We start from the raw sequence: 17,036 nt of genomic DNA on the forward strand, positions 1-17,036 counted from the left end.
GCCCGACGAGCTGCCAGACTGCTCCACCCCGCAGCAGAAGCGGATGAGTGCGGAAGACCCGGGGGACTTCCTAGCAACGATGTTCTGGCGAAACCGCTGCATCAACAACTCAGGAGATGAATATTACACGAGTTGCGCACGTTTGTATCGTTTTTTACGAAATATGTGCAAATGCCTGCTGGCACCACACCATGATCGGGTTCCAGGCCACGCCCAGGGCCAGCAGCGCCAGGGCATTCACGCCCAGCACCACGCCCAGGACGCGATCGTTGTTGGCCGGCAGCGGCTCACCCACCGGCTCATCGAAGTACATGACCTTGATCACGCGCAGGTAGTAGAAGCAGCCGATCACGGCGCAGATCACGCCGACCATGGCCAGCCACAGCATGTCGCCCTGGATCGCCGCGCCGAGGACGGCCAGCTTGGTCCAGAAGCCCAGGAACGGCGGGATGCCTGCCAGCGACGCCATGATGCACAGCACCAGGCCGGCCATCCACGGGTTGCGGGCATTGAGGCCCTTGAAGTCTTCGATCTTCTCGGCTTCGAAGCCATTACGCGACAAGGCGATGATCGCGCCGAACGCAGCCGTGGACATGATCGCGTAGCTCAGGGCGTAGAACAGCGCCGCCGAGTACCCCCGCTCGCCACCACCGGCCATGCCCATCAGCAGGAAGCCGATGTGCGAAACGGTCGAGAACGCCAGCATGCGCTTGAGGTTGGTCTGCGCGATCGCCATCAGGTTGCCGATCACCAGCGACAGTGCGGCCAGACCACCGATCAGGTACTTCCATTCGTCGGCCAGCGGACCCACGCCCATTTCCAGCAGGCGGTAGGCCATGCCGAACGCCGCCAGCTTCGGGGCCGAGCTGATGAACAGCGCGACAGGTGCCGGGGCACCCTGGTAGACGTCGGGCAGCCACATATGGAACGGGGCGGCACCCAGCTTGAAGGCCACACCGGCGATCATGAACACCGCGCCGGTCAGCAGCAGCATCTTCTCTTCGGTATGCGGAATGGCCGCGTTGATGGCATCCAGGTGCAGCGAACCGGTGGCGCCGTAGATCAGCGACATGCCGTACAGCAGCAGACCCGAGGCCAGCGAGCCGAGCACGATGTACTTCATCGCCGCTTCCGAGGCCAGGCCGTTTTCACGGTTGCTGGCGACCAGGGCGTAGGAGCACAGCGCCAGCAGTTCCAGGCCGAGATAGACCATCAGCAGGCTGCCGGCCGAGACCAGGATCATCATGCCCGCGGTGGCGAACAGGATCAGCACCGGGATCTCGCCCTGGTAGAGCTTGCGCTCGCGCAGGTAGCTCCAGCCGTAGATCAGGGTCAGGCCGCTGCACAGCACGATCACGGTCTTCATCACGTCGGCCGCGTTGTCGCGGACGAACATGCCGTGGAAGACCTCGCCCTGCCCGCCCACTCCGGTGGCGAGCATGAAGAACACGACCGCCAGCGCAGCGATCGAGAACAGGTGGGTCCAGATCTTGTTCTTCTCACTGATGAAAAGATCAAGCATCAACAGGGCGAACGCACTGCCAACCAGCACCAGCTCGGGAGCGAGCGGCGGGAGGTCAGCGGCGGTCAGTGGCAACAGCGGCGAGGTGGTCATCATCAAATCCTGGAATCAATACTCTCGACGGCCCGATTACAGCAGCTTGCTGGATGCGATCTGCATCGCCAGCTTCGCGATCGAGGGCTCCATCAGGTCGGTCAGCGGCTTGGGGTACAGGCCCAGGGCAAGGGTGCCCACGGCGAATACACCCAACACCAGCCACTCGCGACCGTTGATGTCCTTCAGTTCGGCGACATGGGCGTTGGCCACTTCACCGAAGAACACGCGCTTGTACAGCCACAGCGTATACGCCGCGGTGATCACCAGAGTGCTCGCCGCGCCGAGTGCCAGCCACGGATTGCGCTGGAAGCTGGCCATGATGATCATGAATTCACCGACGAAACCGCTGGTACCCGGCAGGCCGGCATTGGCCATGAAGAACAGCATGGCGAAGGTGGCGAACCAGGGCATCACGTTGACCACGCCGCCGTAATCGGCGATGCGGCGGCTGTGCATGCGGTCGTACAGCACACCGACGCAGGAGAACATCGCGCCGGACACGAAGCCGTGCGAGACCATCTGCACCATCGCACCCTGCAGGCCCAGGCGGGCTGCGTCCGGGTTACCGGCGTCACGCACCAGCCACAGGGCGATGAAGGTGCCCAGGGTGACGAAGCCCATGTGTGCGATCGACGAATAGGCGATCAGCTTCTTCATGTCGTCCTGCACCAGGGCGACCAGGCCGACGTAGATCACCGCAATGAGCGACAGCGCGATCACCAGCCAAGCCCATTCATGCGAGGCGTCCGGCACGATCGGCAGGTTGAAGCGCAGGAAGCCGTAGCCACCGATCTTCAGGGCGATGGCGGCCAGGATCACCGAACCGGCGGTCGGCGCTTCCACGTGGGCGTCCGGCAGCCAGGTGTGGACCGGGAACATCGGCACCTTGACCGCAAAGGCGATCAGGAACGCGAAGAAGATCCAGGTCTGTTCCTTACCCGACAGCTGCAGCTGATACAGGTCGGCCAGCTGGAAGCTGCCGCCCTTCAGGTACAGATAGATCAGCGCCACCAGCATCAGCACCGAGCCGAGGAAGGTGTACAGGAAGAACTTCAGCGCGGCGTAGATGCGGCGCGGGCCACCCCAGACACCGATGATCAGGAACATCGGGATCAACATCGCTTCGAAGAACACGTAGAACAGCATCGCGTCCGTCGCCGAGAAGATACCGACGGTGACACCTTCCAGGATCAGGAAGGCGGCCACGTACTGGTTCACGCGCTTGTCGATCGCGCTCCAGGCACCGATCAGGGCCAGCACCGAGACCAGCGTGGTCAGCAGGATCAGCGCGATCGCGATGCCGTCGACGCCGAGGTTGTAGCCGATGTCGTAGGCGGGAATCCAGGCGCGGGTCTCGACGAACTGCAGCGCGTCGATTCCCGTGTCATAGCCGCTGAGCAGCGACAGGCTGGCCACGAAGGTCAGCACCGCGACGCCCAGGGACGCCCAGCGGGCGGTTTGGGCATCACGGATAGCAAGGATCAAGGCACCGCCGATGATCGGCAGCCAGATGAGAACACTAAGTAGGGGCCAGTTCGACACGTCTTCTTATTCCGTACAGGTCATCAACGCAGGTAATGCATCAGGACGCCCAGAAGGGCAATCAGGCCGATGATCATCGCGAAGGCGTAGTGATAGAGGAAACCGGATTGGGTGCGACGCAGCAGGTTGGCCGCCAGATCGATCAGGCGCGCCGAACCGTTGACCACCACACCATCGACCACATTCGTGTCGATCGCGCGCGAAACCTTGCCGAGCTTGATACCGCCGCCGGCGAAACCGCCGATCCAGAGCTTGTCGAAGCCGTACTTGTTCTCCAGCACCGACACGATCGGCGCGAAGGTCTTGCGGGCCTTGCCGGCCAGTTCCGGCTTCCACAGGTAGAACAGCGCCGCCAGCAGGAAGCCGACCACCGTCAGGATGAAGGCCGGGGCCATCATGCCGTGGATAGCGAAGGCCACCGGGCCGTGGAACTCTTCGGCCAGCGCACCGATGGTGTTGCGCGCCGGGTCGTAGAAATCAACGATGCCGGTGAAGAACGAATGCACCTGGCCCGGGATGGCGGCGTCGGCATGGTGGCCGGCCCAGTCGGTGCCGTACAGCATCGGACCGATGCTGAAGAAACCGATGACCATCGAGGGGATCGCCAGCAGGATCAGCGGCAGCGTCACCACCCACGGGGTTTCGTGCGGCTCATGGGCGCCATGGCCGTGGCCATGATCGTCATGATGCGCGTCGCCATGGTGGGCATCGGCTGCATGCGCGTCAGCGGCGTGGTGATCGTCATGGCCGTCGCCATGGGCGTCATGCGCATCGCGGAAGCGTTCCTTGCCATGGAAGGTCAGGAACAGCAGACGGAAGCTGTAGAAGCTGGTCACGACCACGCCACCCAGCACCGCCCAGTACCCGTAGGTTGCCACCCAGCTCGAGGACACATGCGCGTGGTGCTGCGCGGCCTCGATGATGGTGTCCTTGGAGTAGAAGCCGGAGAAGAACGGCGTACCAACCAGGGCCAGCGTACCGATCCACATGGTGACGAAGGTGATCGGCATGTACTTGCGCAGGCCGCCCATCTTGCGCATGTCCTGCTCGTGGTGCATGGCGATGATCACCGAGCCCGCGCCGAGGAACAGCAGCGCCTTGAAGAAGGCGTGGGTCATCAGGTGGAACACGGCCGCCGAGTAGGCCGACACACCCAGGGCGACGGTCATGTAACCCAGCTGGGACAGCGTGGAGTACGCGACGACGCGCTTGATGTCGTTCTGCACGATGCCGATCAGGCCGGTGAAGAACGCGGTGGTGGCACCGATGAACAGCACGAAGTTCAGTGCGGTCTGCGACAGCTCGAACAGCGGCGACATGCGGGTGACCATGAAGATGCCCGCGGTGACCATGGTCGCGGCGTGGATCAGCGCCGAGATCGGGGTCGGGCCTTCCATCGAGTCCGGCAGCCAGACGTGCAGCGGCACCTGGGCCGACTTGCCCATCGCACCGATGAACAGGCAGATGCAGATCACCGTGGCAACCGACCAGATCACCGGCTCGCTCATCACCGGGATGGAGGTGCCGAACAGATTGATCGTGCCCGACCAGATCTGGATCAGCGCATCCGGGTGGCCCAGCACCTGGGCATTGGCGAACACGGTGGCGTAATCCAGGGTGCCGAACACCCACAGCACGCCGGCGATGCCGAGGATGAAGCCGAAGTCACCGACACGGTTGACCAGGAAGGCCTTCATGTTGGCGAAGATGGCGGTCGGCCGCTTGAACCAGAAGCCGATCAGCAGGTACGAGACCAGACCCACCGCTTCCCAGCCGAAGAACAGCTGCAGGAAGTTGTTGCTCATCACCAGGGTGAGCATCGAGAAGGTGAACAGCGAGATGTAGCTGAAGAACCGCTGGTAGCCCGGGTCATCCTGCATGTAGCCGATGGTGTACACGTGCACCAGGAAGGACACGAAGGTCACCACGACCATCATCATCGCGGTGAGCTTGTCGACCATGAAGCCGACGTGCGCCGAGTACTGGCCCACTTCGAAGAACGTATAGAGGTTCTGGTTGAACGGCTGGGCGCCGCCCCACAGCAGCATGTACAGCACGTAGCTGGACAGCACGCAGCTGACCGCCACGCCGAGGATGGTGACCGCCTGCGCGCCAGCGCGACCGACCTGACGACCGAACAGGCCGGCGATGATGCTGCCGAACAGCGGTGCGAGCACCACTGCGATCAACAGACTCTTGGAGAGAGTGATTTCCATCTACGGATCAGCCCTTCAGCGAATCGACTTCGCCGACATTGATGGTGCGGCGAGTACGGAACAGGGTTACCAGGATCGCGAGGCCGATGGCGGCCTCGGCCGCGGCCACGGTCAGGATGAAGAAGACGAACAGCTGTCCGGCCGTATCACCCATCTCACGCGAGAACCCGACGAAATTGATGTTGACCGACAGCAGCATCAACTCGATGGACATCAACAGCACGATGATGTTCTTGCGGTTGAGGAAGATGCCGGCAAGGCTGATGCAGAACAGCACCGCACCCAGCGCCAGAATGTGGCCAAGCGTGATCATGGCTGCGCCTCCTCGTTGCTGGACGGCTTGATGTTGGTGTGCACGACCGGCTTCTCCACATCCATCTTGACGATGCGCAGGCGATCGCTGCCCTTGACCATGGTCTGCTCGGACGGGTTCTGGGTCTTCAGGCCGGTGCGGCGACGCAGGGTCAGCATCACGGCGGCAACCACGGCCACGGTCAGGATGACGGCGGCGAACTCGAACGGCAGCAGGTACTCGGTGAACAGGCTGCGGGCCAGCCAGGTGATGTTGGAGGTGTCAGCCGCCAGCGCGGCAGCGTTGTCGGCCGGGAACGGATTGACCGCCCTGCCCTTCACGCCGATCAGCACCAGCATCTGCACCAGCATCGTCACCGCTACTACCAGGCCGAGCGGCAGGTAACGTACCCAGCCCTCACGCAGGTTGGAGGGATCGATGTCCAGCATCATCACCACGAACAGGAACAGCACCATCACCGCGCCGACGTAGACCAGCACCAGCGCGACACCGAGGAACTCGGCCCCGACCAGGATCCAGATGCAGGCCACGGAGAAGAAGGTCAGGATCAGGCACAACACGGCATAGACCGGATTGCGCACGCTGATCACCGCCGCAGCGGAAATGCCCGCCACGATGGAGAAGACCCAGAAACTGATATTTACCCAATCCATCATTCGACCTCAGCGGAAAGCGGCATCGGCGGCGCGACGCTCGGCGATCTCGGCTTCAAGCCGATCACCGATGGCCAGCAGCTGCGGCTTGGTAACGATGTTCTCGCCACGGTTCTCGAAGTGGTACTCGAGAATGTGGGTCTCGACGATCGAGTCCACCGGGCAGCTTTCTTCACAGAAGCCGCAGAAGATGCACTTGAACAGATCGATGTCGTAACGGGTGGTACGGCGGGTGCCGTCCTCGCGCTTGGCCGAATCGATGGTGATCGCCAGCGCCGGGCACACCGCTTCGCACAATTTGCATGCGATGCAGCGTTCCTCACCGTTGGGGTAGCGGCGAAGTGCATGCAGACCGCGGAAACGCGGCGACTGCGGGAACTTCTCCATCGGGTACATCATCGTGTACTTCGGCTTGAAGGCGTACTTCAGGGTCAGCCACAGACCACCGAGCAGCTCAAGGAGCAGCAGGCTTTTGAAGTAATGAGTAATTCGGTTCATCGCTTAGACGCCCTTCTGGATCACGCCGTAAAACACCATCAACGCCGTCACTGCAATCCAGAAGATGGTGAGCGGGATGAAGACCTTCCAGCCCAGACGCATGATCTGGTCGTAACGGAAGCGCGGGAAGCTGGCACGGAACCAGATGTAGGAGCTGGCGAAGAAGAAGACCTTCAGCAGCAGCCACGGCCAACCGCCCACCCAGATCCACTCAACCCACGGCGCAATGGCCTGGTTGCTGAGCTGGATGTCGAACCAACCCTGGAACGGGCTCAGCCAACCACCGAGGAAGAAGATCGAGATCAGGAAGCTGATCAGGATCATGTTGGCGTATTCGGCCAGGAAGAACAGCGCGAACGCACCACCGGAGTATTCGACCATGTGGCCGGCCACGATTTCCGATTCACCTTCCACGACGTCGAACGGCGCGCGGTTGGTTTCGGCGACGCCGGACACCCAGTACACGATGAACAACGGGAACAGCGGCAGCAGGAACCAGTCGAACAGACCGGAGTTGCCCGCCTGGGCCATCACGATGTTGCTCAGGTTGAGGCTGCCCGAGGCGATCATCACGCCGACCAGGGCAAAGCCCATCGCGATTTCGTAGCTGATCATCTGCGCCGAGGCGCGCATGGCACCCAGGAACGCGTACTTCGAGTTGGAGGCCCAACCGGCCAGGATGATGCCGTACACGCCCAGCGAGGTCATCGCCAGCAGATACAGCAGGCCGGCGTTGGCGTTGGACAGCACGATCTGTGCGTCGAAGGGAATCACCGACCAGGCCGCGAAGGCCGGGCCCAGCGTGATCAGCGGCGCAAGAATGAACATCGCCTTGTGCGAGCTGCTCGGCTGGATGATTTCCTTGAACAGCAGTTTGAAGACGTCGGCGAAGGCCTGGAAGATGCCCATGCCGACATACATCGGGCCATGACGCACGTGCATCCAGCCGATCAGCTTGCGCTCCCAGACCACGTAGAAGGCCACCGAGATGATCACCGGCATGGCGATCACCAGGATCTTCAGGATGATCCAGAGCAGCGCGCCGATGTCGCCCAGTGACAGCAGCCACTGGTGCAGCGGGTCGACCGCGTTCAACAGCAATTCGTTCATGCAGCCACCACCGTTACGCGTGCGGCACCCAGCGGTGCGGTTGCACCGTGGCCCGATTCAATCCAGACCGACCCCGCGGCGACGCGGGCGTCGACCACCACCGGCAAGGTGGCACGACCGGCATCGGTGCCGACCTTGGCCATCTGCCCTTCCACCAACTGCAGGCGGGCAGCGTCGTCGGCGTTGAGCACGATGCGCGGGGCGTTGTTGAGCGGATGCGACTGCAGCGCCTGGGCGCGACGGACCACCGCATCGGTGCGGTAGATCGCGGCGGTCGAGGTCACTTCCAGGCCCTCGCCTGCCACCGGCGTTGCCGCCGAAGACGAGACGGTGACGCTGACCGGCGCCAGGCTGGCGCGCAGGCCGGCCAGGTCGGTGAACTCGAAACCGGCCAGCGACAGTTCGCCGCCCAGTGCACGCAGCACACGCCAGCCTTCACGCGCCTCACCCGGCAGCTTGCCGCCGGCACGGGCCGACTGCTCGCGACCATCGAGGTTGGTCAGGGTGGCATCCACTTCCGGCAGTGCACCGATCGGCAGGATCACGTCGGCGACGTCGCGGGTGGAGGCACAGGCGAACTGGCTGAAAGCCACCACCTGGGCACCGGCCAGTGCCTTGCGGGCAGCGGCGGCGTCGGCGAAATCCAGGCCCGGCTCGATGCCGTAGATGGCATAGGCCTTGCGCGGCTGGGCCAGCATGGCGTTGACGTCCTTGCCGGCCGGCAGCACGCCGGCGCGGGTCAGGCCCACGGCATTGGCGCCCTGCGGGATGCGGCACAGCTTGGCACCAGTCGCGGCGGCGAAATCACGCGCGGCAGCGCGGATCGCGGCAGCCTGCGGGTGGTTTTCGGCGATGCCACCGACGATCAGCACGGCGTTGTTGGCGCCCTTGACGGCGTCACGCAGCGCGGCATTGCCCAGTGCGTCGATGAAGGCCGACGGGGCGACGATCTGCTTGCTGGCCAGCTTGAACGCGAAATCGAAGTCCACCGGATTGACGGCGTGGATCTTCGCATTGCGCGTGGTCTGCGCCTTGCGCAGGCGGGCATGCAACAGCGGCAGTTCGTGGCGGATGTTGCTGCCAAGCACGACGATGCTGTCCGCGCCTTCGATCTCGGCCAGCGGCAGGCCGAACACTTCGGCGGTGGCGGCGTCGGAGAAGTCGCGGGTGTTGATGCGGTGGTCGATGTTCGAGGTGCCCAGGCCGGCGGCGAGACGGGCCAGCAGTGCGCCCTCCTCGTTCGAGGCCGACGGGTGCACCAGCACGCCGAGGTCATCGCCCTGGTTGGCGGCGAAGATTTCCTTGGCGGCGGCCAGGCCTTCAGCCCAGCTCACTTCCTTCCACTCGCCATTGATCTTGCGCAGCGGCTTGACCGCACGGTCATCGCTGTACAGGCCCTGGTGCGAATAGCGGTCGCGATCGGACAGCCAGCATTCGTTGACCGACTCGTTGTCGCGCGGCACGGCGCGCAGCACTTCGCCGCGGCGCACGTGCAGGAACAGGTTCGAGCCCATCGCGTCGTGGTAACCCAGCGACTCGCGCGCGGTCAGTTCCCACGGACGGGCGCGGAACTGGAACACCTTGTTGGTCAGCGCACCGACCGGGCAGACGTCGACGACGTTGCCGGACAGCTCGGTGGTCAGCGGCTTGCCGTCGTAGGTGCCGATCTGCAGGTTTTCACCGCGGTACATGCCACCCAGTTCGTAGGTACCGGCAACGTCGGCGGTGAAGCGGACGCAGCGGGTGCACTGGATGCAGCGGGTCATTTCGGTGGCGACCAGCGGACCGATGTCCTCGTCGGGCACCACGCGCTTGCGCTCGTTGAAGCGGCTGACCGAACGGCCATAGCCCAGCGAAACGTCCTGCAGCTCGCACTCGCCGCCCTGATCGCAGATCGGGCAGTCCAGCGGATGGTTGATCAGCAGGAATTCCATCACCGAGCGCTGGAACTTCAGCGCCTTTTCACTGCGGGTGGCGACCTTCATGCCATCCATGACGGGCGTGGCGCAGGCCGGTGCCGGCTTGGGCGACTTTTCCACGTCGACCAGGCACATGCGGCAGTTGGCAGCGATCGGCAGCTTCTCGTGGTAGCAGAAGCGCGGGATCGGAATGCCAGCCTTGTCGGCGGCCTGGATGATCATCGAGCCCTTGGGCACGACCAGGGACTGGCCGTCGATTTCGACGGTCACATGATCCGGTGGCACGCTCGGGTTTACGGGTTGCGCGCTCATGCGGCGGCTGCCTCCACCTTCTTGCCGTCAACCATCGAATGACCGTTGACGATGTAGTACTCGAATTCGTCCCAGAACTGGCGCAGGAAGCCCTGGATGGGCCATGCCGCCGCTTCACCGAACGCGCAGATGGTGTGGCCTTCAATCTGGCCGGCCACCGTCTTCAACTGATGCAGGTCTTCCATCGTGGCCTTGCCGGCAACGATGCGCTCCAGCACGCGGTGCATCCAGCCGGTGCCTTCACGGCACGGGGTGCACTGCCCACAGGATTCCTTGTGGAAGAACTGGCTGATGCGGCAGGCGAACTTGACGCAGCAGACGCTGTCATCGAGCACCACGATGGCGCCCGACCCCAGACCGGTGCCCAGGGCACGCAGGGTGTCGTAGTCCATCTGCAGGCCCTTGAGCTCTTCGGCCTTCAGCACCGGCATCGAAACGCCGCCCGGGACCGCGCCCTTGAGCGTGCGGCCCGGCTTCAGACCACCGGCCATTTCCAGCAGGTCGTCGAAGGTGGTGCCCAGCGGCACTTCGAAGTTGCCGCCCTTCTGCACGCAACCGGAGACCGAGAAGATCTTCGGACCGCCGTTCTTGGTCAGGCTCAGCCCTGCGAACCATTCCGGGCCGTTGCGGATGATCGCCGGCACCGAGGCATAGGTCTCGGTGTTGTTGATCGTCGACGGCTTGCCGTACAGGCCGAAGTTGGCCGGGAACGGCGGCTTGTAGCGCGGCTGGCCCTTCTTGCCTTCCAGCGATTCCATCAGCGCGGTTTCTTCGCCGCAGATGTACGCGCCGGCACCCAGCGCACCGTAGATGTCGATGTCCACGCCGCTGCCGAGGATGTCCTTGCCCAGCCAGCCGTTCGCGTATGCGTCGGCCAGGGCCTGCTCGAAGTTCTCGAACGGCTCGTGGTGGAACTCACCACGCAGGTAGTTGTAGCCCACGGTCGAGCCGGTGGCGTAGCAGGCGATCGCCATGCCTTCCACGACCGAATGCGGGTTGTAACGCAGGATGTCGCGGTCCTTGCAGGTCCCCGGCTCGGATTCATCCGAGTTGCACAGGATGTACTTCTGCATGGTGCCCTTGGGCATGAAGGACCACTTCAGGCCGGTCGGGAAACCCGCGCCACCACGGCCGCGCAGGTTGGACTGCTTGACCATCTCGATGACCTGCTCCGGCGAGATCTTCTCTTCGAGGATCTTGCGCAGGGCAGCGTAGCCACCGGTCTTGAGGTAGCTTTCATACGACCACGGAGTGTCGTAATGCAGGGTGGTGTAGACCACCTGGTGCGGCAACGGTGCGGGACCGACCGGACCACTGGGTGCGTGATGATGTGCCATGTCTTACTCCAACCCGTCCAGCAGCTCGTCGACTTTCTCGACGGTCAGGCGCTCGTGGTAATGGCCATTGATGACCATCATCGGCGCACCGGCGCAACCGGCCAGGCATTCTTCTTCGCGCTTGAGGTAGATGCGGCCATCGGCGGTGGACTGACCGGTCTTGCAGCCGAGCTTCTTCTCGGCGTGCGCGACCAGGTCTTCGGCACCGTTCAACCAGCAGCTGATGTTCGTGCAGAAGGCGACATTGTGGCGGCCGACCTTCTCCAGTTCGAACATCGAGTAGAAGCTGGCGACCTCGTAGGCCCACACCGGCGGCAGATCCAGGTACTTGGCGACGCCGGCGATCAGCTCGTCGGTCAGCCAGCCCGCATTCTGTTCCTGTGCGGCGTGCAGGCCCTGCAGGACAGCCGAGCGCTTGCGATCCGGCGGGAACTTGGCCAGCCAGTGATCGATGTGCGCACGGGTCTTGTCATTCAAGACCACCATCGGGTCGACGTCACGCGCCGCCTCGAAATTACCTGTCGCCTTCATCGGCCGACCTCAGCGAATACGAAATCGTTAAAAACCAGAACCTGCAGCGCCGGCAGCAGCCGGCGGGTGTCAGGCGTCGTGCAAGCGGATGCGATCACCGGTCCACCTCGCCGAACACCAGATCGTAGGTGCCGATCATGGCCACCACGTCGGCGAGCATGTGCCCGCGTACGATCGAGTCGATCGAGGACAGATGGGCGAAGCCCGGCGCGCGCAGATGCACGCGGAACGGCTTGTTGGCACCATCGGACATCAGGTAGCAGCCGAACTCGCCCTTGGGCGCTTCGACGGCGGCGTAGGTTTCGCCGGCCGGGACGCAGTAGCCTTCACTGAACAGCTTGAAGTGATGGATCAGCGCTTCCATGTCGTCCTTCATGTCTTCGCGGCTGGGCGGCGCGACCTTGAAGTTCTTGACCATGACCGGACCCGGGTTGGCCTTCAGCCAGGTCACGCACTGCTTGATGATGCGGTTGGATTCGCGCATCTCGGCCACGCGGCACAGGTAACGGTCGTAGCAGTCACCTTCCTTGCCGAGCGGGATGTCGAACTCGACCGCGTCGTACTTGGCATACGGCTGCTTCTTGCGCAGATCCCAGGCAATGCCCGAGCCGCGCAGCATCACGCCGGTCATGCCCCAGGCATGGGCCAGTTCCGGGGTGACCACGCCGATGCCGACCGTACGCTGCTTCCAGATACGGTTGTCGGTCAGCAGGGTTTCGTATTCGTCCACGCGCTTGGGGAACTCAACGGTGAAGTTCTCCAGGAAATCCAGCAGCGAACCTTCGCGCGAGGCGTTGAGGTTCTTCAGGGCCTTGCCCTTGTGCCAGCGCGATTCCTTGTACTTGGGCATGTGGTCCGGCAGGTCGCGGTAGACGCCGCCCGGACGGTAGTACGCCGCGTGCATGCGCGCGCCGGAGACCGCTTCATAGCAGTCCATCAGCTCTTCGCGTTCGCGGAAGGCGTACAGCATGACCGCCATCGCGCCCAGATCGAGCGCGTTGGAACCCAGCCACATCAGGTGATTCAGGATGCGGGTGATTTCGTCGAACATGGTGCGGATGTACTGGGCACGCTCGGGCGCCTCGATTCCCATCAGGGTCTCGATCGCGCGCACGTAGGCGTGCTCATTGCACATCATCGACACGTAATCCAGGCGATCCATGTAGCCGATCGACTGGTTGAACGGCTTGGACTCGGCCAGCTTTTCGGTACCACGGTGCAGCAGGCCCACGTGGGGGTCGGCACGCATGATGGTTTCGCCGTCCATTTCCAGGATCAGGCGCAGCACACCGTGCGCGGCCGGATGCTGCGGGCCGAAGTTCATCGTGTAGTTGCGGATCTCCTGGCGCAGCTCGGCCGGGTTGCTCGCAAAGGCCTGGTGGGCCTGGGTGAATTCACTCACTTGCTTGCCTCCGTCTGCGCGCTTTCGCCGGCAGCGGTCTGGAAACGGGCGTCGTCACGGATGACACGCGGCACGCCGACGCGCGGCTCCACCGAGGTCACCGGCTCGTAGATCACGCGCTGCTTCTCTTCGTCGTAGCGCACTTCGACGTTGCCGATCAGCGGGAAATCCTTGCGGAACGGGTGCCCGACAAAACCGTAGTCGGTCAGGATCCGGCGCAGGTCCGGGTGACCTTCGAAGATCACGCCGAACAGATCGAACGCTTCGCGCTCGAACCAGTTCAGGCCCGGCCAGATGTTGGTCAACGACGCGACCACCGGCAGCTCCTCGTTCGGCGCAAAGCAGCGGATGCGCATCGTGAGGTTGTGCTGGTAGGAACGCAGCTGGGTAACCACGGCGAAACGCTGCAGCGGGATCGGCTGCTGCTGGGCGCCATCGCTGGTTTCGCGGGTGGGGAATTCACCCCAGGCGAAACGACCGACGGACTTGCCCTCGACGCCACGGCTGAAGCCCTGGGACGACACATCGGCCGTATCCCATTCGTCGCTGCCATAGCCGAGGTAGTCCAGGCCGCACAGGTCAACCGCCTGCTCGAAACCGAATTCGTCGCGCAGCGCCAGAGCGGTGGCATGCCAGTCAGCGGCGGGCACTTCCAGCGTCACTTCGCCGCGGGGTTCGACCACGAAGACCTGCGCACCTGCGAAACGTGCGGAAAGTCGGTCGATGAAGGAATGTGCTTGCTCTGCCATGGGGGCTTGGCGTGCTCTTGTCAGGAGGGATGTCAGCGGGCGATGGTCTGCGTACGCCAGATCTTCTTCTGCAACTGCAGGATCCCGTACACCAGCGCTTCGGCGGTAGGTGGGCAGCCGGGGACATAGATGTCCACCGGCACCACGCGGTCACAGCCACGCACTACTGCATAGGAGTAGTGGTAGTAGCCGCCACCGTTGGCGCAGCTGCCCATCGAGATGACCCACTTCGGGTCCGGCATCTGGTCATAGACCTTGCGCAGGGCCGGAGCCATCTTGTTGACCAGGGTGCCGGCCACGATCATCACGTCGGACTGACGCGGCGACGGGCGGAACACCACACCGTAACGGTCAAGATCCAGACGCGCCGCACCGGCGTGCATCATTTCCACTGCGCAGCAGGCCAGACCAAAGGTCATCGGCCACATCGAACCGGTACGCGCCCAATTCAACAGCGCATCGACGCTGGTGGTCACGTAGCCCTTTTCGAGCAGGGGGTTGTCGCCTTCGGGGCGCAGGATGTCATCGACCCGCCCTTCCGGGACCGGGTTGTTCATCAGGCCGTCGAGCGTCTGAATTACTCCCATTCCAGCGCTCCCTTCTTCCAGACGTAAATGAAACCGAGGAAAAGCATGCCTACGAAGAGGCCCATCGTGACCAGCGAACGTGCGCCCAGTTCCATGAAGACTTGGGTCCACGGCACGATGAAGATGATTTCCAGATCAAATACGATGAACTGAATCGCGATCAGGTAGTAGCGCACATCGAACTTCATGCGCGCGTCCTCGAAAGCCTCGAAGCCGCATTCGTACGGCGAGAGCTTTTTAAGATCAGGACGTCGGGGACCGAGGAATCGGCCAACCAGCATCAGCGCAACGCCGATACCGGTGGCAACGATCAGAAACAGCAGAGACGGCAAATATTCGGCCAGCACAGCGATTCTCTCTTGCCTCTGCCGCTGCGCCTGCAGGCGCTTTGGCATGGGGGAGTGGACGGATACCGCTACCTGGCGCTTTGCGCGCCAGACGAACCCGCTTACAAACAAATGGTGCCCAAGAGGGGACTCGAACCCCTACGACTCTCGTCGCTACCACCTCAAGGTAGTGCGTCTACCAATTCCGCCACCTGGGCTTACGATCGCACCGGTTGTTCTCCAGTGCGCCGCATATTGTAACCGTCTTCAGCGAGTCTGGGTGCCTTCCGAAGGCTTTTCTTCACCAGATTTCGGAGTTTCCGCCTGAGCCGGCACAGTGGCCGACGGAACAGGCTGCTGCGACGGGGTTTCCGGGGCCTTCGGCACGGCCGGAAGCTCGCCTGCCGGCGCGGCTGGCGCACTGGCGGCCGGAGCCGACATCAGCCCCAGATCCTGCTGCGCCGCCGGACGCGAGCCATGGCTGGCATACCAGGCCATGAAGAGGCTGATGCCGAAGAACACCACGGCCAGCCACTTGGTCGACTTGGACAGGAAGTTGGACGCGCCACGCGCGCCGAACACAGTACCCGAGGCGCCGGCACCGAAACCCGACCCTGCGGCCGCGCCGGAACCACGCTGCATCAGGATGAGCGCGATCATGGCCACTGCGACCAGCACGTAGACCACATTGAGGATCAACATCAGCATTTCGAATCCGTCCTCGGACATGTCGTGCCGGCGATTGAGCCGACAACGTAACTAATTAGCGCCCCGCCGCCGCGGCAGCGATGGCAAGGAAGTCCGCGGCCACCAGGGAGGCGCCGCCCACCAGCCCACCATCGACATCGGGCTGTGCGAACAGTTCCGCGGCGTTGTCGGGCTTCACGCTGCCGCCATAGAGGATCGACAGTGAATCCGCAATTCTAGCATCGAGCTTGGCCACTTCGCCACGGATGAACGCGTGGACCTGCTGGGCCTGCTCCTTGGAGGCGGTCCGGCCGGTACCGATGGCCCAGACCGGCTCATAGGCGACCACGGCCTGGGCGAAGCCGGCGGCGCCGACCAACTCCAGCACCGGGGCGAGCTGGGCGGCGATGACCGCCTCGGTCTGATGGGCCTCACGCTGCTCGAGGGTTTCGCCCACGCACAGGATGGGGGTCAGGCCGGCATGCAGGGCGGCGGCGAACTTGCGGGCGACCAGCTCACTGCTTTCGGCGTGGTATTGGCGGCGTTCGGAGTGGCCGACCAGCCCGTAGCGGGCACCGACTTCGGCCAGCATGGTGGCCGAGACTTCGCCGGTGTAGGCGCCCTTTTCGTTGCTGCTGACATCCTGGGAGCCGAAGGCGACGGCGCGCCCTTCGAAGGCTTCGACCAGTTCGCCCAGGTACGGCAGCGGCGGCAGGACCACGACTTCGACGCCCTGCAGCGGGAGGTCGGCAACCAGGTCACTGACCAGGTCGGTGGCGAATTGGCGGCTGCCGTGCAGCTTCCAGTTACCGGCGACGATCTTGCGGCGCATGGCGGGGCTCCTTTGGGTATCAGCCGGCCATGATAACGGATGCAACGAAATGGCGTTGGCGGGAAAACGCTTACATTTCAATTGGATATTTATTTTTTGTTGCGGCCCCAAGTCAAAAGCAAGGGCGACGGGACCGGTGGACGTGCCCGGGCTAGGCGGGCGTGGGGGGGTTGGCGGGACGCGCCGTGAACCCGTCCATGGGGGCTCGATATGCGCCATCCATGGCGCATAACGGTCCCACCAACCCACCCACGCCCGCCCTCTGACAGTTTGTCGGCTTGCATGGAACAGCCATGCGCGGGGGCGGCATTGAGTCTGCCCCGCCCTCCCATCCGGCGAAGAACTCTGTCGGGGGCGAGCGCTGCCGTGCCCAGCCGGGACCGTCGGGCGCCAAGGATGGCGCC

The 17,036-nt window shown here is 63.5% G+C and carries 16 protein-coding genes and 1 tRNA gene; all 17 read right to left on the reverse strand.

Annotation, left to right across the window (positions count from 1 at the left end; translation table 11 throughout):
* Positions 1-154: 154 nt before the first annotated feature.
* A complete protein-coding gene (gene nuoN / locus ACE026_RS05640) occupies positions 155-1,615 on the reverse strand; it encodes an NADH-quinone oxidoreductase subunit NuoN (protein WP_176989302.1) in 1,461 nt (486 codons plus the stop codon).
* 36 nt (positions 1,616-1,651) lie between these two features.
* On the reverse strand, positions 1,652-3,160 hold the full coding sequence (locus ACE026_RS05645) for an NADH-quinone oxidoreductase subunit M (RefSeq protein WP_282260951.1): 1,509 nt from the start codon (positions 3,158-3,160) through the stop codon (positions 1,652-1,654).
* 23 nt (positions 3,161-3,183) lie between these two features.
* On the reverse strand, positions 3,184-5,376 hold the full coding sequence (gene nuoL, locus ACE026_RS05650; protein ID WP_486038294.1) for an NADH-quinone oxidoreductase subunit L: 2,193 nt from the start codon (positions 5,374-5,376) through the stop codon (positions 3,184-3,186).
* A gap of 7 nt (positions 5,377-5,383) precedes the next feature.
* A complete protein-coding gene (gene nuoK, locus ACE026_RS05655) occupies positions 5,384-5,689 on the reverse strand; it encodes an NADH-quinone oxidoreductase subunit NuoK (RefSeq protein ID WP_019182685.1) in 306 nt (101 codons plus the stop codon).
* Positions 5,686-6,342: an NADH-quinone oxidoreductase subunit J gene (locus ACE026_RS05660; protein ID WP_121041162.1), complete on the reverse strand. Its 657-nt coding sequence runs from the start codon at positions 6,340-6,342 to the stop codon at positions 5,686-5,688. The genes nuoK and ACE026_RS05660 overlap by 4 nt, the downstream gene beginning before the upstream one ends.
* 9 nt (positions 6,343-6,351) lie before the next feature.
* Positions 6,352-6,840: an NADH-quinone oxidoreductase subunit NuoI gene (gene nuoI, locus ACE026_RS05665; protein WP_121038409.1), complete on the reverse strand. Its 489-nt coding sequence runs from the start codon at positions 6,838-6,840 to the stop codon at positions 6,352-6,354.
* Between the two features lie 3 nt (positions 6,841-6,843).
* Complete coding sequence (nuoH, locus tag ACE026_RS05670; RefSeq protein ID WP_346463822.1) at positions 6,844-7,950, reverse strand: NADH-quinone oxidoreductase subunit NuoH; 1,107 nt, start codon at positions 7,948-7,950, stop codon at positions 6,844-6,846.
* The gene (gene nuoG / locus ACE026_RS05675; RefSeq protein ID WP_486038295.1) at positions 7,947-10,181 is read right to left on the reverse strand and encodes an NADH-quinone oxidoreductase subunit NuoG; all 2,235 of its coding nucleotides are present in this window, start codon (positions 10,179-10,181) and stop codon (positions 7,947-7,949) included. Before nuoG ends, nuoH begins: the two co-directional genes overlap by 4 nt.
* A complete protein-coding gene (gene nuoF, locus ACE026_RS05680) occupies positions 10,178-11,518 on the reverse strand; it encodes an NADH-quinone oxidoreductase subunit NuoF (protein WP_123730636.1) in 1,341 nt (446 codons plus the stop codon). Before nuoF ends, nuoG begins: the two co-directional genes overlap by 4 nt.
* Positions 11,519-11,521: 3 nt before the next feature.
* On the reverse strand, positions 11,522-12,049 hold the full coding sequence (gene nuoE / locus ACE026_RS05685; RefSeq protein ID WP_121038421.1) for an NADH-quinone oxidoreductase subunit NuoE: 528 nt from the start codon (positions 12,047-12,049) through the stop codon (positions 11,522-11,524).
* 94 nt (positions 12,050-12,143) lie between these two features.
* Positions 12,144-13,451, reverse strand: a complete 1,308-nt coding sequence (locus ACE026_RS05690) for an NADH-quinone oxidoreductase subunit D (protein ID WP_448130551.1) — start codon at positions 13,449-13,451, stop codon at positions 12,144-12,146.
* The gene (locus ACE026_RS05695) at positions 13,448-14,200 is read right to left on the reverse strand and encodes an NADH-quinone oxidoreductase subunit C (protein WP_486038296.1); all 753 of its coding nucleotides are present in this window, start codon (positions 14,198-14,200) and stop codon (positions 13,448-13,450) included. Before ACE026_RS05695 ends, ACE026_RS05690 begins: the two co-directional genes overlap by 4 nt.
* 32 nt (positions 14,201-14,232) lie before the next feature.
* Positions 14,233-14,787: a NuoB/complex I 20 kDa subunit family protein gene (locus ACE026_RS05700; RefSeq protein ID WP_019182677.1), complete on the reverse strand. Its 555-nt coding sequence runs from the start codon at positions 14,785-14,787 to the stop codon at positions 14,233-14,235.
* Entirely contained in the window at positions 14,778-15,134 is a 357-nt protein-coding gene (locus tag ACE026_RS05705; protein WP_026069699.1) for an NADH-quinone oxidoreductase subunit A, read from the reverse strand. Before ACE026_RS05705 ends, ACE026_RS05700 begins: the two co-directional genes overlap by 10 nt.
* A 112-nt stretch (positions 15,135-15,246) precedes the next feature.
* A tRNA-Leu gene (locus ACE026_RS05710) sits at positions 15,247-15,331 on the reverse strand.
* 49 nt (positions 15,332-15,380) lie between these two features.
* Positions 15,381-15,821, reverse strand: a complete 441-nt coding sequence (gene secG, locus ACE026_RS05715) for a preprotein translocase subunit SecG (protein WP_313208959.1) — start codon at positions 15,819-15,821, stop codon at positions 15,381-15,383.
* Positions 15,822-15,876: 55 nt separating this feature from the next.
* Positions 15,877-16,632, reverse strand: a complete 756-nt coding sequence (gene tpiA, locus ACE026_RS05720) for a triose-phosphate isomerase (protein ID WP_121038430.1) — start codon at positions 16,630-16,632, stop codon at positions 15,877-15,879.
* Positions 16,633-17,036 lie beyond the last annotated feature (404 nt).

It is taken from the genome of Stenotrophomonas sp. AGC87 (assembly GCF_057333975.1).